Here is a 21111-nt window from a genome sequence, read left to right as displayed (position 1 = left end):
CTGGTTGCATCGACGAACGCAGAGGTGAGCGTAGAAAACGCCCTGGACTTCTAGGCGGCAATGCGTCGGTCGCTGACGTGTTTTCCCGACGTCGCGGCCGCGCACGCAGAGGGCTGAGCAAGCCATCCACCGCGCCGGACGGTTCGCGTGGCGTCGTGTCTTCGGCAGGCCTGCGCTCGGTGGTGTCAGTTCGCGGACGAGAGCGAAGTAAGCGGTTCACATTGAACATAGAGATCTACCTGACGGATTCGGCGGGACTGCATAGGCCCCTCGAACGCCAGGATACTTTCCTGTGATGCCCATCGCTGCGCGGAAGCGAAGAGGTTGCGTCCCCATGCGAAATCAGGCGCCTGTCTGCAAACGCCCCGGTCCTGCACACTCATGCACCCTGCGCGCCCAATCAGGAGATATCCGCCCTAATCGGCCTTTAGAGTAATAAGAGGTCGACCTGAGAACGAGCTTGCCCAGGCATAATGCGCAAACTGAGCAAAAGAAGTTGTGCGTGCCGATCTACATGGTGAGTTTCGAGTGCAAGAGTAGCGACAAGGACTACACAGGGTTCTTCTCAAAGATCAAAGAAATTGGCCATCCTTGGTCTAACGATGTGGGTTCGACTTGGCTCATCGGCCATCTGGGAAACGCCAGCACCATACGCGATGCATTGAAGCTACACCTTGATAAGGAAGATCGCCTTCTGGTGGCCAAGCTGGCAAAGAAGGACGCCGCGTGGTCAGGCTTTTCAACGATGAGTTCCGAGTGGCTGATGCGACACCTGAGCTAGACAGCAACCTCGGCGATTCAAACTGGGCCAGGAAAATACCTACAGTCAAGCGCACATTTCGCCGACAGTGTCTCAAGCCCTTTCTCTCCATGATGGCGTCTTGCCAAGGGCTGGCCCTGGCAGTTGTTTGTCTGACGATGTGTCATGCAACCAGAGGCGCATAGCACCATCAAGAAGGATCACTATTGAGCGTTACCGCAACTCGGCACGTGGGCGATTACCTGCTCACAGCACACATCACCCCGTCTGACGGGAAGTTTCTACCAGAGCTACTAATTTCCAGGCCCGGCGGCATCACGCTTCACCGCTACCCAGTCCCCAGTGTTGCTTTCCCTGATCGAAGCGCTGCGTATGACTACGCCAAGCACTGGATGGCTGCGTGTTATGTGTCGAGCACAGGCTCAGTAAGCGCGGCCTAACAACCGCCTGACCTCAGCCCTCGCCGTCCGCGTCTGTTAGCCCATGCCAAGACAAGATTTCCTAGGCCCGGCGGCCGACGAACTGCGCGTCCTCGCTCGTCGCTGCCTTGCTCTCGATGGCGGCGGCCATGACTATAAAGGCTCTCCAAAAGTGGCGGCGGTCAGGACTCGACGCGCGCAACGCTGGCACCGCTGCGTCTAGTTGATTGAGGTGGATGCGCAACTCGGCTCGGTCCATGAACTCAAGTATCGGCAGCGCTGTCGCATCGGTTGAAACACATGGCTGCGCCCCTCTGAAGGCGAAAGCTGAAGTAGGTGACAGCTTTGCACACCGCCTTGCCCTGGCTAAATCCGGATAAAGCTATGCCGCTGGCATGTGCGGACTCGATCTCCACTACGAAGGCTATTTGTGCCGGCAAGACGCTGCTCAAGCGTCCCGCGAGGTGAGCAACCATCGGTCCCGCGTCCGGCAAAGTCAGACTGCGCCGCAGGCGTTCCGTAGCCTATAGGTCTCACACCCCTTGGACTGTCAGGAAGCTCTGAGGCGGGCGTCCCTGTCGCCCTGCGAAATTGAAACCCGGCTTAGCCAAGGCCGAGCTGTCGACTCCCCGCAATTCAGTGCCAGCCAAAACTAGAGGTCTGCGGTTGATGTTGATCACGGAACTCGGCGGGCGTTAGCCCGCCCAGGCTGTCGTGCGGTATCTGTTGGTTGTAGTCGGCCAGCCAGTGTTCGGTCTGTTCGCGGACCTCGCTCAGCGTGCGGAAGAGATGCATATCCAGCACGCCGCGCCGGTAGCTGCCGTTGAAGCGTTCGATGAAACCGTTTTGCATCGGCCGTCCCGGCTCGATGAAATCCAATGCGATGCCTTTGCACTCGGCCCACTCGGCCAAGGCTAATGCGACAAACTCCGGGCCATTGTCCAAGCGAAGCTTAGCGGGATAGCCGCGCCAGGCTGCGATGCGTTCCAACGTGCGGATGACGCGGGCCGCTGGAAGATTCAAGTCCACTTCGATCGCCAAGGCTTCCCGACTGAAGTCGTCAATGACATTGAACGTGCGGAAACGCCGACCATCCCACAGCGCATCGGACATGAAGTCGATTGACCATCCAGCATTGGGTCGCTCTCCGCATGCCAGCGGTTGTGGATGACGCGTCGGGACCCGACGCCTGCTGCGACGACGCTGATTAAGCTTCATCAGGCAATACACGCGCCAGACCCTCTTGTGATTCCACACATGTCCGCGACGACGGATGATCTGAAAAAGTTTTCCAAAACCACGCTCGGGAAAACGCTCGGCCAATTCGGACAACAGTGCAATGACCTCCTCGTCGCGATCAGGACGACGCCGATAGCGCGCCGTCGAGCGAGCCACGCCAACGACCGCACAGGCCCGGCGCTCGCTCCAGCCATGTTGCTCGACGAGCCAGGCAAGAAGCGGGCGTTTATGCGCCGGGTCTACAGCTTTTTTGCGATGACATCCTTGAGTGCATGGTTTTCCATCGCAAGCTCGGCGTACATGCGTTTGAGCTTGCTGTGCTCGGTCTCCAGGTCGCGAAGGCGCTGCACATCAGCTACCTCCATGCCACCGTACTTGGACTTCCAGACGTAGTACGTCGCGTCGGAAATACCCAGCTCGCGGCACACATCCTTGACCTGGCGGCCGCCCTCAACCTGCTTCAGCGTGGCGACAATCTGGCTTTCTGTGAACTTGCTCTTGCGCATCGTTGGTCTCCTCGGTGGCTAGTGTGCCCGGAGACCTGTAGTTATGGATGGATCAAGTTTACGGGGAGTCGACAATGGCATGAACCTTCATCGTCGGCCCCAGGAACGCCACCAACGCCTCGATAGCCGTCTTCTTAATCGTGTAGGTCTTGGGCAGCGAGGAAGGCTTGAGCGTCGCCAGGAACGCGTCCCGGGCCTTGCCGAGCGTCATCGTCTCAATGGCGGGCGCTGCCGTCGCTGCGATTGATCCGCGAGGTGCCGGCATCGGAATGGATTGAGCCAAGACTGGCGAAGGACGCGACCGTGCATTCTCGGCATCCATCGCTTCCAGCTCCATCATTAGGCGATAGAGCTTCAGATCCTTTGGACTGTCAATTTGCCACTGCTCAGTCACTGCCCCATCCGGTTGGCGCGTGCGGTTGAGCGTTAGTTCCTGGAGGTTCTCGGCGCTCGTCAGTCGAGCAATGAGCAGGTCGGCATCAGACTTGCTGAGCTTGGCCACGCGTTGATCCTTCAACTGTGCGAAGAGTCGAGCATAGCCCGCCCCAGGCACCACCGCACGCACATGCGCCTGCGCCAAGTCCTTCGTTTGCAGGGTGCGTTTGATAAGCCGGCAGCCCATCACGGTTTGCAAATCGACGGGCACACGTTGGACGAACGACCAGCGGCCGGTGGACGACCGGCTCAAATGATGAGGGATGCGCATGCGAGTGTTTCCTCTGCATGCTTCCTGCCTCCAATCAAACCACCTAAAAAATTAATGATTTAAATCAATGATTTAAGGGTGACTGGCGGAGAGAGTGGGATTCGAACCCACGGAAGGTTTGACCCTTCGCCGGTTTTCAAGACCGGTGCCTTAAACCGCTCGGCCATCTCTCCGATGCTGCTGCGCGTGATCGCCGAAAGTATCGGTTGTCACGTCGGCGATCCGCATTGCGCGGGTGGCGCCCGACAGGGCCGCACGGTCATCGAGTGCGATTCTGCCAATCCCGGGATCGCTCCCGGGCGCGCATTCTCGCATGCCCGGGCGTGCTTTGCTAAGCGGCATCGCTAGCCTTACGCGCCCGGCTTGCCGGGGGCGCGTCAACCAGTGAGCTACCGCTACGCAGCGAAAGGTACCGACTCGCCAGTGAGGAGCACCGACGCAATCAGCGGTGCGTCGCTCAGCCCGCTTCAGCCACCAGACGCGGTGCGCTGGCAGTGCCTGCTGCACGCTTGAGCTTTTCGGCCAGTTCGGCGCAATTGCCGCCGCAGTCCAGGCGCGAGCGTTCGATTTCCTGCGGCAGGTGTTCGGCCAGGAAGTCGATGAACACCCGCACCGCCGGCAGCAGGCCGCGACGCGAGGCGAACACGGCATGGCAGATGCCCTGTGGCAACGACCAGTGCGGCAGCACCACTTCCAGTTCGCCACTGCGCACCGCTTCGGCGCAGACGGTTTCCGGCAGCATGGTGATGCCGAAGCCGTCGCGCGCCATCGATTGCAGCAGCGGGAAATCGAAACCGGCCAGCCGCGGCTGCAGGTCCACGCGGCGCATTTCGCCGTTGGGGCCGTGCAGTTCCCAGCGCTGATGCGCTTCGTCTTCGCTGGTGCTCATCGTGGTGTGGTTGGCCAGCTCGCTCGGGTCTTTCGGGCGGCCGGCGCGGTCCAGATACTTAGGGCTGGCGACCAGCAATTCCTGCACCTGGCCGAAGCTGCGCATCACCAGGCTGCCGTCGTCGTCCAGGCGCGAACGCACGCGTAGCGCGATGTCGTAACCCTCGTTGATGACGTCGACGCGGCGGTTGCTGATGTTGAGCTGCAGCCGCACCTTGGGGTACTTGGCCAGAAATTCGGGTAGCAGCTTGGGCAATTGAATTTGCGCGAGCGAGACAGGAACGCTCACACGTACAAGACCGCGAGGCTCCGCACTGAGACGATCCACCACCTCGCGCGCGGCCTGGGCCTCGGCGAGCATGGTCTGGGCGTGTCGGTGCACGCTGGTACCGACGTCAGTGACGGCGAAGCGCCGCGTAGAGCGTTGCAGCAAGCGCACGCCCAGGTCGGTTTCGAGTTGGCTGATACGGCGGCTCAGGCGCGACTTGGGAATCCCCAGCGCACGCTCGGCAGCAGCGAAGCCGCCGTGGTCCACCACCATCGCAAAGTAGTACAGGTCATTCAGGTCGTGCATGGCTCAGGTATCCATGGATAGAACGATAAGTGATATTTAACCACCTTTATCCCAACAGAGCAACGACCTAATCTGCGCCCCTCCGCGGCGTTGCCGCTTGCCATAGGTCTTCGCCATGAAGCTGCTCCATCTCGATTCCAGCGCCCTGGGCGCCAACTCCATCAGCCGCGAACTCAGTGCCGCCGCCGTCGCCCAGCAGCGCCTGCTGCACCCGCAGCTGCAGGTGACCTATCGCGACCTGGACCAGGAGCCGCTTCCGCACCTGACCGGGCGCTCGCTGGCGCAGGCCGACGCAACCGAAGCGGCGGCGGCCGAACAGGCGATGCAGCAATTTCTGGACGCCGACGTCATCGTGATCGGCGCGCCGATGTACAACTTCGCGATCCCCTCCACGCTCAAGGCGTGGATCGACCGCATTGCGGTTGCCGGGCGCACCTTCCGCTACACCGCTAACGGGCCGGAAGGACTGGCCGGCGGCAAGCGCATCATCATCGCCAGCGCGCGCGGCGGCATCTATGCCGACCCGACCAACGATTTTCAGGAGCCGTATCTGCGCCAGTTGTTCGGCTTTCTGGGCATCGACGACATCACCTTCGTGCGCGCCGAAGGCGTGGCGTATTCGCCAGAGCATCGCAGCAATGCGCTGGCGCAGGCGCTGGCCGAGTTGCAGCAGCCGGCGGAAGCGGCAGCCTGAGCGCGCAGGCTTTGTGCGGCTGAGATTAGGGAGTCGGGATTGGGGATTGGTAACAGCCGATTTCCGATAAACCGTGGAGTTCTACGTGACATCGCTTCCAGCACGGCACGCCGCGCAGGGTGTCGTCCTGCTACTGCGCGGTGATGGCAGGCGTTGTTGCACACCACGGCCGCGTCATGCCCCCCGCACGCGGCGCGCCTTGTGCGCAATAGCCGGTGTGGACTGCTGGTGGGGACAGTGAGGCCTGCACAAAAGAACGGGACCAGCGATGATCCCGTTCTTTTGTGCGTTTTTTAGTGTCTGTGGCGGCAACGTCACGCGCTACCCGCACGGCGTGATCAAAGACCAGACTCCGCCTGCGAGCACAGCACTGGCGTCCAGAACCATGCGACACGGACGTATGTTCTTCAGCCGACGCCGACCGCGACAAGCCCGATGCAGCCGCTTTCAGCCGATGCGTTCCAGCCCGCCCATGTACGGGCGTAGCACCTGCGGCACGTCGATCGAGCCATCGGCGTTCTGGTAGTTCTCCATCACCGCGATCATCGCGCGGCCCACCGCAGTGCCGGAGCCGTTGAGCGTGTGCATCAGCTCCGGCTTGCCGCTGGCCGGGTTGCGCCAGCGCGCCTGCATGCGCCGGGCCTGGAAATCGCCGCAATTGGAGCAGGACGAAATCTCGCGGTAGGTGTCCTGCGACGGCAGCCACACTTCCAGGTCGTAGGTCTTGATCGCAGCAAAACCCATGTCGCCGGTACACAGCAGCACCTTGCGGTACGGCAGCCCGAGTTGTTCCAGCACCACCTCAGCGCAGCGCGTCATGCGCTGATGCTCGGCATCGCTATCTTCCGGCGCGCAGGCGGTGACCAGCTCCACTTTTTCGAACTGGTGCTGGCGGATCATGCCGCGTGTATCGCGCCCGCCGCTGCCGGCTTCGGCACGGAAGCACATCGAATGGGCGGTCATGCGCAGCGGCAGCCGCTCGGCATCGACGATGTCGTCGCGCACGATATTGGTGAGCGGCACTTCGGAGGTGGGGATCAGATAGCGGCGCGATTCGCCCACTTCGGTCTGGAACAGATCGTCTTCGAACTTCGGCAACTGCCCGGTGCCGCGCATCGACTCGGCATTGACCAGCAGCGGCACATTGGTTTCTTCGTAGCCGTGCGCGCCCACATGCAGATCGAGCATGAACTGCGCCAGCGCACGATGCAGGCGCGCGATCGGCCCGCGTAGCACGGTGAAACGTGCGCCCGACAACTTGGCGGCGGTTTCGCCATCCAGCCAGCCGTGTGGCGCGCCGAGTTCCACATGGTCCTTGACCGCGAAATCGAAACTGCGCGGCGTGCCCCAGCGCGACTGCTCGACATTCTCGCTCTCGTCCTTGCCCAGCGGCACATCGTCGGCCGGCAGATTGGGCAGGCCCAGCGCAATGATTTCCAGCTTGGCGCGGATCGCATCCAGCGCTTCTTCCGAGGCCTTGAGCTCATCGCCGAAGCCGGCCACCTCGGCCATCAGCGCGGCCACATCTTCGCCCTTGGCCTTGGCCTGCCCGATCGCCTTGGACTTGGAATTGCGCATGCTCTGCAATTCCTGCGTGCGCACCTGGATCCGCTTGCGCTCGCTCTCCAGCGACTCCAGTTCCGCAGTGTCCAGGGAGAAACTGCGCGTGCTGCGCAGGCGCTCGGCAAGGTCGGCGGGATGTTGGCGAAGCAGGGCCGGATCTAGCATCGGAAGTCTGTGTGTCGGTAGGGAGCACCAGATTATCGCCTGTTCCGCCACCTGCTGCGATCGATTCACCGGGGCTATGCCAGAATTACCGCGATCCTTCAGGTGAGCCCTATGCCCGCGCCCCGCCCTGCATCCGATCGTCAGATCGTCCTGCGTCTGCCCCGCCACACTCTGAAAATTGCCGGTATCGCCTTCGGTGCCGGCCTGCTGCTGTTCCTGCTGGTGTGGGCCACCGGCCGCAAGGACGATTTTTACAAGGCCTCTCCGACACAGCCGACGGCTGGCGCGCCGGCCGCCGACGACACCATTCAACCGCTGCCGGCGCCGCTGCCTGCCCAGGACGGCGCCAGCGACATGCCGCAGGCCAAGCCGCCCGAAGAAACGCCAACCCTGGTGGAGACCGCACCAGCGGCCCCACCCGCGCCGGCGCCGTTGCCGGAAAACGCCGCGCCCGCTGCACCCGGTACTGCAGCGCCCTCCAACGCGCCGGTGGCAGGCGGCAACCGCCCGGTGCCCATGCAAGGCCAGATGCCACCGCCGCGTTATCCATCGGCAGCGCTGCGACGTGGCGATGCCGGCGACGTGGTCGTGCGCGTGGATGTCGATGCCACCGGCAATCCGGGCGGCGTGACCCTGGTCCAGCGCAGCGGCTCGCGCGATCTGGACCGCGCCGCGATGGAAGCGGTACGCCATTGGCGTTTTCACCCGGCCCAACAAAACGGCCAGCCGGTGGCCGGCAGCCTGGATATTCCCTTCGAGTTCAAGCCCGCGCAGTAAGCGCAGCCAAGCCGGGCGCCGGACCAGCAGACGCCACACACCGTGGCGAACACATGCAATTGGTTGTTTTGCAAGGGATTGGGTGGCGCTGTCTGGACGACGAGCGGCAGTGCCGTAGCGCCGTCAAAACATCACCAAACTGAACGACTGCGGCCCAGTAACAGCAGCTCGGGCGTTCGCCTTAGCTGCGCCTCAGGCAGCGCCGACCAGACTGGTTGCGTCATCCCAAAGATGCGCCCGGAGGCCGGCCATGTCCTTCATCTCCAATCCCTCTTCACACCACACGCCGTCGCTGTCGCGCTCCGCCCCTGCGGCGTCCGGGCGGGGACAGAACACGCAGGATGACAGCGCCTCGCCATGGCTTTGGGCAACGCTGCTGCCCTTGTTGGTGGTGATCCCGGCCTGGTGGTGGGCCAGGCACAGCGACGAGTCGCTCGCCACCGACACCCGCCCCGCGCCAGCTGCGAGCCGGCAGATTCTGCCCAGCGCGGATGGCCCGCGCGCGATGACCATGATTGCGCATCAGCCGGTACGCGCGGCGATCAGCAGCGTGGATGCCAAGCCATTACCGGGCAATACGATGCCCAGCTACCCGGCCGAGGTGGAACGTGCCGGGATTCAGGGCAGCCGCACCGCACGTCTGCAGCTGGACATGCAAGGTCAGGTTCGTGCGGTGACCATCGTCGACCGCAGCGGTAGCAACGACCCGCGTCTGGACGCAGCGGTGACCGAGAGCCTGCGCCAGTGGCGCTTCGAACCGGCCACGCGCGACGGCCATGCGGTGGTCAGCAGCGTGCAGGTGCCGGTCGAGTTCAGCCCAGAGCGCTGAGCCCAAAACCAGCGCCCTGCGCCAGAGTGTCGAAGCCCGGGAACGACGTGGCGACGTTGGCGATGTCGTTCACCTGCACGGTGCCGGTCGAACGTTGAGCAGCAATGGCAAACGCCATCGCAATACGATGATCTCCGTGGCTTTCGATCACGCCACTGCCAATCGTACCGCCGTGAATCGTGGCGCCATCCGGGGTTTCATCGACCTGCACGCCGAGCGCGCGCAGGCCGGTGGCCATGGCGGCCAGGCGATCCGATTCCTTGACCCGCAATTCGGCCGCGCCGGTAACGACGGTCTTGCCGTTTGCAGCCGCAGCGGCGACGAACAAGGCCGGGAACTCGTCGATCATGTCCGGCACCAGCGCTTCGGGGATCTGCGCACCGTGTAACGGCGCATAGCGCACGCGTAGATCGGCCACCGGTTCGCCGCCGTGTTCGGCATGGTTTTCTTCGCTGATGTCCGCGCCCATCAAGCGCAGCGCAGCCAGCAGCCCGGTGCGACGCGGGTTCAAGCCCACTGCGCGCAGCACGACTTCCGAATCGGGAATGATGCTGGCAGCCACGATGAAAAATGCTGCCGACGAAAAGTCCGCAGGCACTGCAATGTCGGTCGCACGCAAGCGCTGGCCGCCACGCAGGCGCGCGGTGCCCGGCGAGAACGCGATCTCCACACCGAACGCAGACAACATGCGTTCGGTGTAATCGCGCGTGGGGTGCGGCTCGGTCACCGAGGTCTCGCCTTGCGCGTACAGACCCGCCAGCAGCACCGCCGACTTGACCTGCGCACTAGCGACCGGCGACACAAACTCGATGCCGTGCAGTGCCTGACCGCCGTGCACATGCAAGGGCGGCGTGCCGTCGTCCTGGGTCTGGATCTTTGCGCCCATCTGCGCCAACGGGCCGGTCACGCGCCGCATCGGCCGCTTGGACAAGGACGCATCGCCGACCAGCACGCTATCGAAACGCTGCGCGGCCAACAGGCCGGCGAGCAGACGCATGCCGGTGCCGGCGTTGCCGCAATCCAACGCCTCGGTGGGTGGCTGCAAGCCATCCACGCCGACGCCATGCACAATGCGCTGCGATGCAGACGGCGTGTCGATCCGCACGCCCAGCGTGGCGAAAATGGCTGCGGTGGAGCGCGTGTCTTCGCCTTCAAGAAACCCGTCGATCTGCGAAATGCCATCGGCCAGCGCGGCAAACATCACCGCACGATGCGACACCGACTTGTCGCCGGGAATGGTCAACGTACCGCGCAATGCGCTGCCCTGCTGCGCGATCCAGTGTTGCGTGCTGCTGCTCATGCGAATGATCCGATTGCTGCGCCGCCGCCATGCAGGCGATGCGCTTGGTAAGAGATGGCAGCGCCGTCATCGCCAGAGCGGCGGCGCGCCAGTTGGGCGGGTGATCGAGCGCTTAGGGAATCGCGACAGGATACGAGCCCAGCACCTTGATCTGTGCCGAATGCGCTTCCAGTTCGGCCAATGCCTGCTTCATCGCCTCGTCTTCCACATGGCCGACCAGGTCGATGAAAAACCCGTACTCCCACTTGGCCTGGTGCGAGGGCCGCGACTCGATACGGTTCATGCTGATGCCGTGCCGTGCGAACGGGCTGAGCACATCGAACAGCGCGCCCGGCTTGTCGTGGATGAACACCAGCACCGAGGTGCGGTCGTGGCCGGACGACGGGAAGATCTGCCGGCCAATCACCAAAAAACGCGTGGTGTTGTCGTCGTCGTCTTCGATCGACTTCATGATGACTTTCTTCAAGCCATACACATGCGCCGCACTCTCGCCGCCGATGGCTGCAGCATCTTCGGCATTGCGTGCGCGCCGCGCGCCTTCGGCATTGCTGGACACCGCAATCTTTTCCACCTTGGGCAGGTGCGAGCGCAGCCAGCCGGCAGTCTGTGCGAAGGATTGCGAATGCGCATAGATGCGCTCGATATCTTCCAGCCGGCCGTTGCGCGACAGCAGATACTGATGCACGCGCAGCTCGACTTCGCCGCAGATTTTCAGGTTGGAGGTCAGGAACATATCCAGCGTGACCTGGATGGTGCCCTGCCCCGAATTCTCCACCGGCACCACACCGAAATCGGCGTTGCCGGCTTCCACTTCCTGGAACACTTCTTCAATGGTCCCCATCGGCAGGCCAACCGCCGAGCGACCGAAATGTTTGAGCACGGCCTGCTGGCTGAAAGTGCCCTCCGGACCGAGGTAACCGATCTTCAACGGCTCCTGCTGGGCCAGGCAGGCCGACATGATTTCGCGATACACGTGCACCAGCACTTCATCGCTGAGCGGGCCTTCGTTGCGGTCCACCACCATGCGCAGCACCTGCGCTTCACGCTCGGGGCGATAGTAATCCACCGCTGCGGCGAGCTTGCCCTTGGCCTTGCCGACCTGATGGGCAAAGTTGGCGCGCTCGGCGATCAAGGCCTGGATGTTGCGGTCGATCTCGTCGATCTTGGCGCGCACATCGGCCAGCACCGGTGCGGCGGCGGCAGGCTTGCCGATGGCCTTGCCCGGCGTGGTTGCGGGCTTGGCCACCTGTTTGGCCGACGATGTGTCCGCAGACGTGCTCGCTGTTTTGGTCTTGCTGCTCTTGGCAGCAGTGGGTTTAGTGGACTTGGGAGCCATCGCTGGGCATTCCTTGAGAAACGGCGCAAGCGCCTGCGCGGCCTGCGCCGCGGTCGAAGATGGGACTCAGCCGTGACGCTGCTGAAAGTCGTGCATGAAGGCGACCAGCGCTTGCGCGCCAGCCACCGGCATGGCGTTGTAAAGCGAGGCGCGGATGCCGCCGACGGCTTTATGGCCCTTCAGTGCCAACAGGCCGGCGGCCTTGGATTCGCTGACGAACAATGCGTCCAGCTGCTCGTTCGGCAGAAAGAACGGAATATTCATACGCGAGCGCACGGCCGGCTTGATCAGGTTGCGGTAGAAGCCGCCCGAACCATCGATGACGCCGTACACCAACGCGGCTTTCTCGGCGTTGCGACGCGCGAACTCTTCCACCCCGCCCTGTTCGAGCATCCACTTCACGGTGAGCCCGAGCAGGTACCAGTTCCAGGTCGGCGGGGTGTTGAGCATCGAATCGCGCGCGGCATGCGAGGCATAGTTGAAGATGTCCGCACGCGGTTGACCGGCGCGCTCCAGCAGATCGCGACGCACGATCAGCACCGAAATGCCGACCGGGCCCAGATTCTTTTGCGCACCGGCGTAGATCAACCCATAGCGCGAAATGTCCAGCGGCTCGGACGCAATCGACGAGCTGAAATCGGCGAACAGCGGCAAGGTGCCGACATCCGGCGTGTCACGAAATTCGACGCCGTGAATGGTCTCGTTGGCGGTGATGTGCACGTAGGCCGAGTGCGGCGACAAGGTCCAGCTGGCCACCGGCGTGATGTCGATAAACCCATCTGCCTGTGCGTCTGCGGCAATGCGCGCATCCACGTACGGCGCCGCCTGCTTGATTGCGGTCTTGCCCCAGTGCCCGGTGATCACATAATCGGCAGCCTGCCCGGGCGCGGCAAAATTCAGCGGCAACAGCGCCTGGATGGTGGTGGCGCCACCGGCGGTAAACAGCACCGCGTAGTCGTCGGGAATCGACAACAAACTGCGCAGATCGGCTTCGGCCGCGGCCGCGACGGCCATGAAATCGGCGCTGCGGTGGCTGATTTCCACGATCGAGGCGCCAACGCCATTCCACTCGACCATCTCCGCCTGCGCCTGCCGCAGGACCGATTCCGGCAATGTTGCAGGGCCGGCACTGAAATTGAACGCGCGTGTCATGGCACACCTTGTCGAGCTAGCCTTCTAGTATGCCGCAGCGCATCGGGCTTGGCAGCGGGCAAAAAAGTTGCAGCTGCATCCTTTTGACTGAGCATCACGTAACGTGGTGACAGCCACGGGACGAACTTTCACCCCGGTGGGCTACTCTCACGCTGCAGCCACTGCCGGAGCCTGCCATGTCGTTTCGCGATGCTTTCAAACTGCCGTCCAGCGAGATCACCGATGAGTCCGTCTACCGCGACCGGCGCCGGCTGCTGCAGCTGTTTGCGCTGACCCCGGCACTGGGCATTGCCGGGTGCGCCGAGGCCGACCCGCCGCCACCGCCCAAGACGGTGGTGACGCCGGCGCAGGCGCGTAGCGGCTTCCGCACCACCGAAGAATTGACCAAGCTGGAAGACGTCACCAGCTACAACAATTTCTATGAGTTCGGCACCGACAAGACCGATCCGTCGAAGGCCGCCAAAACGCTCAAGCTGTCGCCGTGGTCGGTGAAGGTGAGCGGCGAATGCGAAAAGCCCGGCAGCCTGTCGCTGGACGAATTGCTCAAGGGCATCACGCCGGAAGAGCGCATCTACCGGCTGCGCTGCGTGGAAGGTTGGTCGATGGTGATCCCGTGGACCGGCGTGCCGCTGGGCGAGGTGCTCAAGCGTTTCACGCCGACCTCCAAGGCCAAGTACGTCTCCTTCACCACCCTGGCCGACCCGCAGCAGATGCCGGGCGTGCGCTACCGCTCGATCGACTGGCCTTACCGCGAAGGCTTGCGCATCGATGAAGCGATGCATCCGCTGGCCTTGCTGGCCACCGGCCTGTACGGCAAACCGCTGCCACAGCAGAACGGCGCGCCATTGCGTCTGGTGGTGCCGTGGAAGTACGGCTTCAAGAGCATCAAGTCGATCGTGGAAATTCGCTTCGTCGAAAAGATGCCCGAGACCGCCTGGCACGATCTGCAGCCGTCGGAATACGGCTTCTTTTCCAACGTCAACCCGGCGGTGGACCATCCGCGCTGGAGCCAGAAGACCGAGCGCCGCATCGCCGGTACCGCCAGCAAGCTGTTTGCCGAACGTATCGCGACCAAGCCGTTCAACGGCTATGCCGATCAGGTGGCATCGCTGTATGCGGGTATGGACCTGAAGAAGTGGTTCTAGTGCGGCAACCGTCAGCGTGACATCCATCGCGTAGGAGCGCACCCGGGCGCGATGGGCATTATCAGGAAAGCCCATCGCGCCCCGGTGCGCTCCTACGTTTCATGCCAGCGCGCGCTTCATGCCCGCGCGGCATCGCTTCCCTCTTCGAGATCGCATGGCCAAGACCTCTGCTTCCCTGATTGCCGCCAAGGTGGCGGTGCATGCCGCCGCACTGACGCCGATCGCCTTGCTGGCCTGGCAGTTCTGGCAGGTGTGGCAGACCGGCAGCGATGCGCTGGGCGCCGACCCGGTGGCCGAGATCGAGCATCGCACCGGGTTGTGGGCGCTGCGCTTTCTGTTGATTACGCTGGCGATCACGCCGCTACGCCAGCTCACCGGCCAGGCCGTGCTGATCCGCTTCCGCCGCATGCTGGGGCTATACGCCTTTTTCTACGCCAGCGTGCACCTGACGGTGTACCTGAGCCTGGACCTGCGCGGCTTCTGGACGCAGATCTTCGAAGAGATTCTCAAGCGCCCCTACATCACCGTGGGCTTTGCGGCGTGGCTGCTGTTGCTGCCGCTGGCGATCACCTCGACCCAGGGCTGGATGCGTCGACTCAAACGCAACTGGGGCCGCCTGCATCAGTTGATCTATCCGATCGGTGTGCTGGCCGTGCTGCACTTCTGGTGGCTGGTGAAGTCCGATATCCGCGAGCCGGCGCTGTATGCCGGCATCCTCGCAGCCCTGCTGGGCTGGCGGGTCTGGAAAAAACTCAGCGCGCGCCGAACCACAGCAACGCGCTCAGCGCCGCCGCCAGCAACACCGCGCTGAGCAGCAGCCACGGCCAACGCGCCACCTTCATCGGCGCGCGCGCCGGCTCGCTGATGGCACGCGGTGGCAGCGGCGGTTCGGAATCGGGGATGTCCCAGGTGGTGCCGTGATGGATGCGCGGCACTTCCACCACGAAGCGGTGGCGGGCATCGAACACGACTTGGTCGCCGGCTTGCAGCCAGCCATCGCGCACCTGCACGCCGTTGATCCAGCTGCCCTCTTCCGACCCCAGATCGCGGATCAGCACGCGGTCGCCGTGACGCTCCAGGCGAGCGTGTTGCGCGGCAAAGGCAGGGTCGTCGATGACGATGTCCGACGCCGGGTCGCTGCCGACCAGGCGCGAGCGGTCGAGGGTAAAGCTGCGCCCGTGGTGACGGCCGCCCAGCCCGCGTAACAGCAGACAGACTTCGCTCAGGCCGGCATCGTCTTGTGGCGCATCGTTGGCCGGTGCGGTTGAAGGCGCACTGCGCAACAGCATCTCCACGCCATCGGCGTAGATCGCATCGCCGGGGCGCAGCAATGCCATACGGCGCACGGGGCGCCCATTGACGTGGATGCCGCGGATGCCGTTGGCCACCTGCAGCCAAAGACCACGTTGGTCCAGGCAGAACTGCGCCAACAGCAGCGCCCCCTGGGCGTCAGCCACCACACGCACGCTGCCGGAGGCATGACGGACGATCCGGTGGACGCCGGGCTTGAGGGAATGATCCGGCTGCTGCCGGTGAGTGAAATGAACTTGCAGGTCGCGCACCCGCCGCAGACTAGCAGGTTTGCTCACGCCCGCGGCCAACAACCTCGCGCTCTTGAGTGAATGCCGGCAGCGCGCGCAGTCGATGCCGTGCGTGTTCACAGCCTGTGTGCGCGGTCGAAATACAGGCCGCGTCTCCTGCCGCGCATCGCCGCGTGGTCGCTCTGCTCGCCGCAATGCGGCCTCGCTGCCCACGGCTGCACTTGGAGCCGGACGCGCGCATGCGCACAATGCGCGACTCCTTATCGTCTTACCCAGGCAGCTCATGTCCAGCATCGATATCCGCCACGACCATTCCCTGCCGCCGGCACAGGCCCGCGCGGCGATCGACGAGGCGGCGCGCAAGTTGACCGATCGCTACGGTGTCGCCTCGCACTGGGAAGGCGATACCTTGCGCATCTCCCGCGCCGGCGTGGATGGCGCGATCGCGCTGTTGCCGCAGCAGGTACATGTCACAGCCGAGCTTGGCTTCCTGCTGTCGGCCGTGCAGCCGATGGTGGAATCGGAAATCCGTCGCCTGCTCTCCGAAAAGCTCGCCTGAGCAGACGCGGTTGCTGCAGCTGCTTCAGCGCCAAGTCACCCGCCCCGCACGCGATGGGCGGATGCTTGGGGCCAGGCCGGGTCGGGCGCCGCTTCACCTGCCCGATGCAGGGCCGGCACTAGGGTGAACGCAACGTCACTTTGGCAATCGACAGGAGCATCGCATGACGACCGGATACGATCAGAACGGTAACCGCGACACCACCGCGTCGGGCTTCCAGGCCCAGGCAGAGCAGATTTCGCGGCGGCTTGGCGAGTCGGCGCAGACCGTGTGGCTAGCCGGACTCGGCGCACTGGGCCGCGTGCAGAGCGAAGGCGGCAAGTTGTTCGACTCGCTGGTGCGCGAAGGCGCTGCCTACGAGCGCACCGGGCAGCGCAAGGCCGCCGACAGCGTGGACGAGCTGCGCGAGGAAGTGGAGACCCAGTTCGAGCAGGCGCGCGATACTGCCGTGCGCGGCTGGGACAAGCTGGGCAAGGCGTTCGACGACCGGGTCAAAGGCGTGCTGCGCACGCTCAATATCCCCGAGCAGGACGAACTGGAAAACCTGCGTCGCGAGGTCGAATCGCTGAAGGCACAGGTGCGGGCCAACACCGCCGCCACCAAGCGGGCCAACCGCACCGCCAATCAGGCCGCGCAGGCCGCCAGCAGCGACACGGGCGGTGCGGGCTCGTCGACAGGCAATACGTCTGGGACCGGCAGTCCCGCTGCGTTCGACGGGGAATAAGCCCCACTGCCGCAGGTGGTAGCGAAATCCGATGCGTCGCAGCGGCGGATATCTCCCGTTAGCAATCGGGTCTGCACGTGGGTTGCCCGTGCAGACCTTCAGAAGCGGATCATCTGTGGGCCATGAGTACCACTGAGACGTCCTTCAGGCGGACGTTGACGGGCCCTAAAAGCAGGCTGCCCCAATTGCACACGATGGTGCGCGAGCAGTGTCAGTTCGGCGACGTTAGACACGCTTGCACGCTCTTGATTGATCAATCACCCCATCCAGTCCAATGTTGCAAAGCAACATTATTTTTCAGACAATCGGGACGGGCCCGCCAGTCCTGTAACACGAAGTCCGTTTGCTCCCCTCCCCTCACGGCTTCGGACTGGCGGGTCTTTCGTTGTCTGGGTCACGGCTCGCGACATCACCGCCTGAGATCCATTGACGAAACCTGCGCGAAGGATTCTTCTAGGCGTACCGATTCGTTATACGCGCCATACCTTCGCTTGATGCTTATGCCTTCCTGGATCTTGGCGCTCCTGGCTGCACTGCTGCTCTGGCTGGCGGTGTCTGTCTATTTCTGGTTGGTGCGACGCCGCGCCAACGAAACCGATGCGGGCATCCGCGCCCTGGCGGCCATGCACTGGCGCGATTTTTCCGCCGTGGTACTTCGGGTGCTGCAGGACCAACGCGGCTGGCAACCGCTTCAGCTGCCGCAGGACGGCCTGCCCACCGCGGACTTCATGATGCAGACCGATCACGGCACCCGCCTGGTGGCCTGCAAGCATGGCCGCGGCTATCGCATCGGCGTGGCGGCAGTCAATGAGCTGGGCGCAATGGCGCGGCTGGCCGGTGCCGGCGGCGGCGTGATGGTGACCGAGGGCCGCATGGAGCGCGAAGGCCTGGCCGCTGCAGAAAAGCAGTCCATCGAAGTCCTGGATGGCACGCGGCTATGGCCGCTGCTCAAGCCGTATCTGCCAGGCGATGTGGAAACCGACGTGGTCAACATGGCGCGGCGACGGGCGATCCGCCACAGCATCATCGCCGGTGCCGCATTGGCCACGCTGGCGCTGGTCGCGGTGCTGGCGCTGCGCCCGCCCGCCCCGGCGCAGACCGTGACCGCTGCGCGTACACCGGCTGTTGCGGCACCGCGCACACCATCGTTGGCCACCTCGCCAGGGAACGCGTCGCAGGCTGCGCCCGCTGCGGCGTCGACCACGGCAGCCACACCACCGCCGGCAACTGCGGCAGAGCCGGATGAGGCGACGCTGCAAGGCTATCGTCACGCAGTGTCCAAAACCCTGGCGCAGACGCCGGGCCTGGTGCGCGGCATCTGGATCACCCAGGCAACGCTGGCGGTGGATCGCACTGTGGAAGACAGCGTGGCCTGGCCCTTGATCTGCCAGGAGCTGGAGCGCTACCCCTATCTGCGCACGGTGCGCGTGCAGCTCAATCCCCGCCCGGGTGTGGACGAGCCGGTGCGCTGGCGGCAATGCACCACGATCTGATGGGGTTTGACTGATGGGGTTTGACTGATGGGGTGTGACTGATGGTGGGCGACGACGCGCGGATTGCCTCGCGCCATTGAACACGGCGGTTTGCTGTGGGCTCGACTGGTCGAGACGGCAATCGTGTTCACGATCAGCTGGAAACTCGTGCAGTCGTAAACACGATCAGCGACAAGCACAAGATGCCGTGACGCAGATGGGCCGGCTGATGACCTGCAGCCTTTGAAGGCGCGATGCTTTATTCGCCCGATCCCGCCGAGACAGCATTCGTACGCGCGAAGCGGCAAGGCGGCGATGGCCTGATGCAGATGGGCCAGCCGACTGCCTGCAGCCATCGAAGTCGCGGTCTTCTCTAAGCACGATGTTGCGATACACCGCGTTGCCGGCCGACGACGCGCGGTATTTCGCATTCGATTTGCGGCGTGAATGCAGCCGCTGACCAGATGCGAGCGACCATGCCTGCTACACGTCGCTATCGATCACGCCGCTATCAACAACAGCACCGTTACCGACGTCCAACCCAAACGTTCCAACACCGGCCCTCAACGCATCCCGGGCGCAAACCGCGCGACCAGATCGTAGGAGCCGCCCAGAAACAGTTGGCGCACATAGGTCACCGGTTGATCGCCGCGCCAGGTGTGGCGGTCGATCACCAGGCACGCCGCACCTTCGTTGACCTGCAGGCACTTGGCTTGCGCTGCGTCGACGCTGACCGCACTGATGCGGTGCTCGGCGCGCGTCCACGGCACGTTGCGCAACAGCCAGCTCCCGGGCGCCACGTCGGTGAACGTCTGCGCCAACGCGTCGGGTACGGTGGTTACATCGATCACGCGCTGTTCCAGCGCAAACGGGCTACCGTCGGCCAGATGCACGCTATCGAGCGCCAACAGCTTGCCGGTGCTGCCCAACGTGCGCTCCTGCGGCACGCGCTGGCGCACGTTGCGCAACCGGCGCGATAACAGCGAAAACGTGTAGAGGTGGCCGCGCGTGGTCATTTCCACTTCGATATCCGGGATCGAAAGCGCCACCTGCTCCAGATGCGGATGCGGCCGGGCCACGAACGAGCCGGTGCGGCGGCGGCGCTCGATCATGCCGGCATCGGCGAGCAGGCCGAGCACTTTGTTGACGGTCATGCGCGAGCAACCGTACTGCGTCATCAACTCGTGTTCGGGCGGGATGCGATGGCCGGGCGGCCAGTCGCCGCTATGAATGCGTTGCTCCAGATCCTGCCGGATACGGTGATGCAAGGTGCCGGGTGCGGCGATGGGGGGGGCGGTCAAAGCTGCAGTCTCCGGTCAGACCTGCATTGTGCGCGCATCGGCTCAGTTGCCCAGCATTGTTCGCAACACGTGGGCAAAACGCGTGGCGATGCGCGCACGATCGACATGCCGCCCATCGTGCACCACCTGCCGCCCGCCGCGCCAGACGTGACGCACCGTAGTGGCGCGTGCGGCGAACAGCCAGCTGTCCAGCAACGCGTCGTCGCTGCGTGCGAGCAAGGACGGATGGCTGGCGTCCAGTTCCACCAGATCGGCTGCAGCACCGACCCGGATCCCGTGCTGCGCGACACCCAGCGCCTGCGCTGCACCCTCGCCCGCCCGCTCGTACAACCAGCGCCCGCTCGAAACGTCGGCAGGCGCCAGCACGTTGCGCGCCTGCAGGCGCAGCCGTTGGCCGTATTCGAGCAGGCGCAGTTCTTCGGCCGCATCGATCAGCACGTTCGAATCCGAGCCCACGCCAAAGCGCCCCCCGGCTGCGGCAAATGGCTGCATCGGGAACAGCCCGTCGCCCAGATTGGCCTCGGTGATCGGGCACAGCCCGACCACCGCGCCACTGTCGGCGATCGCCTGCAGCTCCGCAGCGTCCACATGCGTGGCGTGCACCAGGCACCAACGCGCCGCTACCGGTGCGTTGGCCAGCAACCATTGCACCGGACGCTGGCCCGACCAGGCCAGGCAGGCGTCGACTTCGCGCTGCTGCTCGGCGATATGGATGTGGATCGGGCCATCGGTGAGCGGCACCAACGCCGCCAGTTGCTGCGGCGTGACCGCGCGCAAACTGTGCGGCGCCAGCCCGAGCACGGCATCCGGCAATGTCTTGAGACTGTGCCTGCAGTCCTCGAGCAGGCGCGCAAACCCATCGATGTCGTGGATCAGGCGCTTTTGCGCGGCGCTCGGTGCGGCCCCGCCGAAATCCGAGTGCGCGTAGAACACCGGCAGCAAGCTCAGCCCGATCCCGGTACTGGCGGCGGCGGCGGCGATGCGGTCGGACATCTCACCAGCATGCGCGTAAGGGGCACCGCTGACGGTGTGGTGCAGATAATGGAATTCGCCAACGCGGGTGAAGCCGCTCTCCAGCATTTCCACATACGCCTGCTCGGCGATTGCCTGCAGGCTGTCCGGGTCCAGCCGGTCGACGAAGCGGTACATCAGCTCGCGCCAGCTCCAGAAGCTGTCGCCGCTGCGTCCACCCACTTCGGTCAGGCCGGCCATGCCGCGCTGAAACGCATGGCTGTGCAGGTTGCCCAGGCCAGGCACCAGCACCTCGGCGCGCGTATCGGTGGCGGCGGCGGCCGCATCGGTCTGCACGGTGGCGATACGCCCCTGCTCGAGCGTGATCCGCACACCGCCCGCCCAGCCACTCGGCAACAGCGCCCGCGCTGCCCACAACGCTTGTACCGGTTGATCTGCCACTGGACACCCTCGATTGACGACTCTATTGTATATACATATCAGACACCA

18 protein-coding genes, 1 tRNA gene and 2 pseudogenes are annotated in these 21111 nt (G+C 64.1%); 9 read left to right on the top strand and 12 right to left on the bottom strand.

Annotated features, from left to right (window positions below; genetic code table 11):
• Positions 1-502: 502 nt before the first annotated feature.
• Complete coding sequence (locus ACCQ06_RS09765; protein WP_316692066.1) at positions 503-781, top strand: hypothetical protein; 279 nt, start codon at positions 503-505, stop codon at positions 779-781.
• Positions 782-1815: 1034 nt separating this feature from the next.
• Here ACCQ06_RS09765 and ACCQ06_RS09760 read toward each other — a convergent pair.
• The 5 genes and pseudogenes from ACCQ06_RS09760 to ACCQ06_RS09740 all read right to left on the bottom strand — a co-directional run bounded on the left by ACCQ06_RS09760 (position 1816) and on the right by ACCQ06_RS09740 (position 5092).
• A protein-coding gene (locus ACCQ06_RS09760) for an IS3 family transposase (RefSeq protein ID WP_316686063.1) occupies positions 1816-2924 on the bottom strand; the annotation gives its coding sequence in 2 pieces (ribosomal slippage) (positions 1816-2663 and positions 2663-2924; 1110 coding nt in all).
• Positions 2925-2988: 64 nt separating this feature from the next.
• Positions 2989-3156: pseudogene (locus ACCQ06_RS09755) on the bottom strand (integrase); the annotation flags it as partial.
• Positions 3157-3239: 83 nt separating this feature from the next.
• Positions 3240-3630 (bottom strand): annotated as a pseudogene (locus tag ACCQ06_RS09750) (DUF6538 domain-containing protein); the annotation flags it as partial.
• A gap of 83 nt (positions 3631-3713) precedes the next feature.
• Positions 3714-3803: transfer RNA gene (locus tag ACCQ06_RS09745), tRNA-Ser, on the bottom strand.
• A gap of 284 nt (positions 3804-4087) precedes the next feature.
• Positions 4088-5092, bottom strand: coding sequence for a LysR family transcriptional regulator (locus ACCQ06_RS09740; protein WP_316692065.1), 1005 nt, complete (start codon positions 5090-5092; stop codon positions 4088-4090).
• A gap of 115 nt (positions 5093-5207) precedes the next feature.
• On the opposite strand from ACCQ06_RS09740, the gene ACCQ06_RS09735 reads away from it, so the two are divergent.
• A complete protein-coding gene (locus ACCQ06_RS09735; protein ID WP_316692064.1) occupies positions 5208-5786 on the top strand; it encodes an FMN-dependent NADH-azoreductase in 579 nt (192 codons plus the stop codon).
• Positions 5787-6233: 447 nt separating this feature from the next.
• Here the strand turns inward: ACCQ06_RS09735 and serS are convergent, their stop codons facing one another.
• Positions 6234-7514 carry a serine--tRNA ligase gene (serS, locus tag ACCQ06_RS09730; RefSeq protein ID WP_228323417.1) on the bottom strand — a complete coding sequence of 427 codons (1281 nt, stop codon included), beginning with the start codon at positions 7512-7514 and terminating at the stop codon, positions 6234-6236.
• 111 nt (positions 7515-7625) lie between these two features.
• Between serS and ACCQ06_RS09725 the strand changes: the two genes are divergently transcribed.
• The gene (locus ACCQ06_RS09725) at positions 7626-8291 is read left to right on the top strand and encodes an energy transducer TonB (protein ID WP_316692063.1); all 666 of its coding nucleotides are present in this window, start codon (positions 7626-7628) and stop codon (positions 8289-8291) included.
• Positions 8292-8541: 250 nt separating this feature from the next.
• Positions 8542-9120 (top strand): energy transducer TonB, encoded by a 579-nt coding sequence (locus tag ACCQ06_RS09720; protein WP_316692061.1) that lies wholly within the window; start codon positions 8542-8544, stop codon positions 9118-9120.
• Here ACCQ06_RS09720 and aroA read toward each other — a convergent pair.
• From aroA to serC, 3 genes are all read right to left on the bottom strand, one after another.
• Entirely contained in the window at positions 9104-10420 is a 1317-nt protein-coding gene (gene aroA / locus ACCQ06_RS09715; protein ID WP_316692060.1) for a 3-phosphoshikimate 1-carboxyvinyltransferase, read from the bottom strand. The genes ACCQ06_RS09720 and aroA overlap by 17 nt on opposite strands.
• Before the next feature lie 112 nt (positions 10421-10532).
• The gene (gene pheA, locus ACCQ06_RS09710; RefSeq protein WP_316692059.1) at positions 10533-11756 is read right to left on the bottom strand and encodes a prephenate dehydratase; all 1224 of its coding nucleotides are present in this window, start codon (positions 11754-11756) and stop codon (positions 10533-10535) included.
• A 66-nt stretch (positions 11757-11822) separates the two neighbouring features.
• A complete protein-coding gene (gene serC, locus ACCQ06_RS09705) occupies positions 11823-12908 on the bottom strand; it encodes a 3-phosphoserine/phosphohydroxythreonine transaminase (RefSeq protein ID WP_228323421.1) in 1086 nt (361 codons plus the stop codon).
• Positions 12909-13084: 176 nt separating this feature from the next.
• Between serC and msrP the strand changes: the two genes are divergently transcribed.
• Complete coding sequence (gene msrP / locus ACCQ06_RS09700) at positions 13085-14053, top strand: protein-methionine-sulfoxide reductase catalytic subunit MsrP (RefSeq protein WP_228323422.1); 969 nt, start codon at positions 13085-13087, stop codon at positions 14051-14053.
• A 154-nt stretch (positions 14054-14207) separates the two neighbouring features.
• A complete protein-coding gene (msrQ, locus tag ACCQ06_RS09695) occupies positions 14208-14864 on the top strand; it encodes a protein-methionine-sulfoxide reductase heme-binding subunit MsrQ (protein ID WP_228323423.1) in 657 nt (218 codons plus the stop codon).
• Here msrQ and ACCQ06_RS09690 read toward each other — a convergent pair.
• Entirely contained in the window at positions 14806-15615 is an 810-nt protein-coding gene (locus tag ACCQ06_RS09690) for an FHA domain-containing protein (RefSeq protein ID WP_104617209.1), read from the bottom strand. The genes msrQ and ACCQ06_RS09690 overlap by 59 nt on opposite strands.
• Positions 15616-15877: 262 nt before the next feature.
• Here ACCQ06_RS09690 and ACCQ06_RS09685 point away from each other — a divergent pair, with 262 nt between their 5' ends.
• The 3 genes from ACCQ06_RS09685 to ACCQ06_RS09675 all read left to right on the top strand — a co-directional run bounded on the left by ACCQ06_RS09685 (position 15878) and on the right by ACCQ06_RS09675 (position 18370).
• Positions 15878-16153 (top strand): polyhydroxyalkanoic acid system family protein, encoded by a 276-nt coding sequence (locus ACCQ06_RS09685; protein WP_055844595.1) that lies wholly within the window; start codon positions 15878-15880, stop codon positions 16151-16153.
• A gap of 163 nt (positions 16154-16316) precedes the next feature.
• Positions 16317-16877, top strand: coding sequence for a phasin family protein (locus tag ACCQ06_RS09680; protein WP_228323424.1), 561 nt, complete (start codon positions 16317-16319; stop codon positions 16875-16877).
• A 494-nt stretch (positions 16878-17371) separates the two neighbouring features.
• Positions 17372-18370 (top strand): restriction endonuclease, encoded by a 999-nt coding sequence (locus ACCQ06_RS09675; protein ID WP_104617195.1) that lies wholly within the window; start codon positions 17372-17374, stop codon positions 18368-18370.
• A gap of 542 nt (positions 18371-18912) precedes the next feature.
• On the opposite strand, the gene hutC is transcribed toward ACCQ06_RS09675, so the two are convergent.
• Positions 18913-19650 (bottom strand): histidine utilization transcriptional repressor HutC, encoded by a 738-nt coding sequence (gene hutC / locus ACCQ06_RS09670; RefSeq protein WP_170068721.1) that lies wholly within the window; start codon positions 19648-19650, stop codon positions 18913-18915.
• A gap of 42 nt (positions 19651-19692) precedes the next feature.
• Complete coding sequence (locus ACCQ06_RS09665; RefSeq protein WP_316692056.1) at positions 19693-21063, bottom strand: formimidoylglutamate deiminase; 1371 nt, start codon at positions 21061-21063, stop codon at positions 19693-19695.
• Positions 21064-21111: the final 48 nt, after the last annotated feature.

The organism is Xanthomonas sp. NCPPB 4467, assembly GCF_041475665.2.
Lineage (GTDB): Bacteria > Pseudomonadota > Gammaproteobacteria > Xanthomonadales > Xanthomonadaceae > Xanthomonas > Xanthomonas dyei.
This window is presented reverse-complemented; position numbering and strand designations above follow the sequence as displayed.

What these genes read in the sequence shown, in the direction of transcription:
- ACCQ06_RS09740 (WP_316692065.1), bottom strand. Translation starts at nt 5,092, where the DNA reads ATGCACGACCTGAATGACCTGTACTACTTTGCGATGGTGGTGGACCAC.
- ACCQ06_RS09735 (WP_316692064.1), top strand. Translation starts at nt 5,208, where the DNA reads ATGAAGCTGCTCCATCTCGATTCCAGCGCCCTGGGCGCCAACTCCATC.
- serS (WP_228323417.1), bottom strand. Translation starts at nt 7,514, where the DNA reads ATGCTAGATCCGGCCCTGCTTCGCCAACATCCCGCCGACCTTGCCGAG.
- ACCQ06_RS09725 (WP_316692063.1), top strand. Translation starts at nt 7,626, where the DNA reads ATGCCCGCGCCCCGCCCTGCATCCGATCGTCAGATCGTCCTGCGTCTG.
- ACCQ06_RS09720 (WP_316692061.1), top strand. Translation starts at nt 8,542, where the DNA reads ATGTCCTTCATCTCCAATCCCTCTTCACACCACACGCCGTCGCTGTCG.
- aroA (WP_316692060.1), bottom strand. Translation starts at nt 10,420, where the DNA reads ATGAGCAGCAGCACGCAACACTGGATCGCGCAGCAGGGCAGCGCATTG.
- pheA (WP_316692059.1), bottom strand. Translation starts at nt 11,756, where the DNA reads ATGGCTCCCAAGTCCACTAAACCCACTGCTGCCAAGAGCAGCAAGACC.
- serC (WP_228323421.1), bottom strand. Translation starts at nt 12,908, where the DNA reads ATGACACGCGCGTTCAATTTCAGTGCCGGCCCTGCAACATTGCCGGAA.
- msrP (WP_228323422.1), top strand. Translation starts at nt 13,085, where the DNA reads ATGTCGTTTCGCGATGCTTTCAAACTGCCGTCCAGCGAGATCACCGAT.
- msrQ (WP_228323423.1), top strand. Translation starts at nt 14,208, where the DNA reads ATGGCCAAGACCTCTGCTTCCCTGATTGCCGCCAAGGTGGCGGTGCAT.
- ACCQ06_RS09685 (WP_055844595.1), top strand. Translation starts at nt 15,878, where the DNA reads ATGTCCAGCATCGATATCCGCCACGACCATTCCCTGCCGCCGGCACAG.
- ACCQ06_RS09680 (WP_228323424.1), top strand. Translation starts at nt 16,317, where the DNA reads ATGACGACCGGATACGATCAGAACGGTAACCGCGACACCACCGCGTCG.
- ACCQ06_RS09675 (WP_104617195.1), top strand. Translation starts at nt 17,372, where the DNA reads ATGCTTATGCCTTCCTGGATCTTGGCGCTCCTGGCTGCACTGCTGCTC.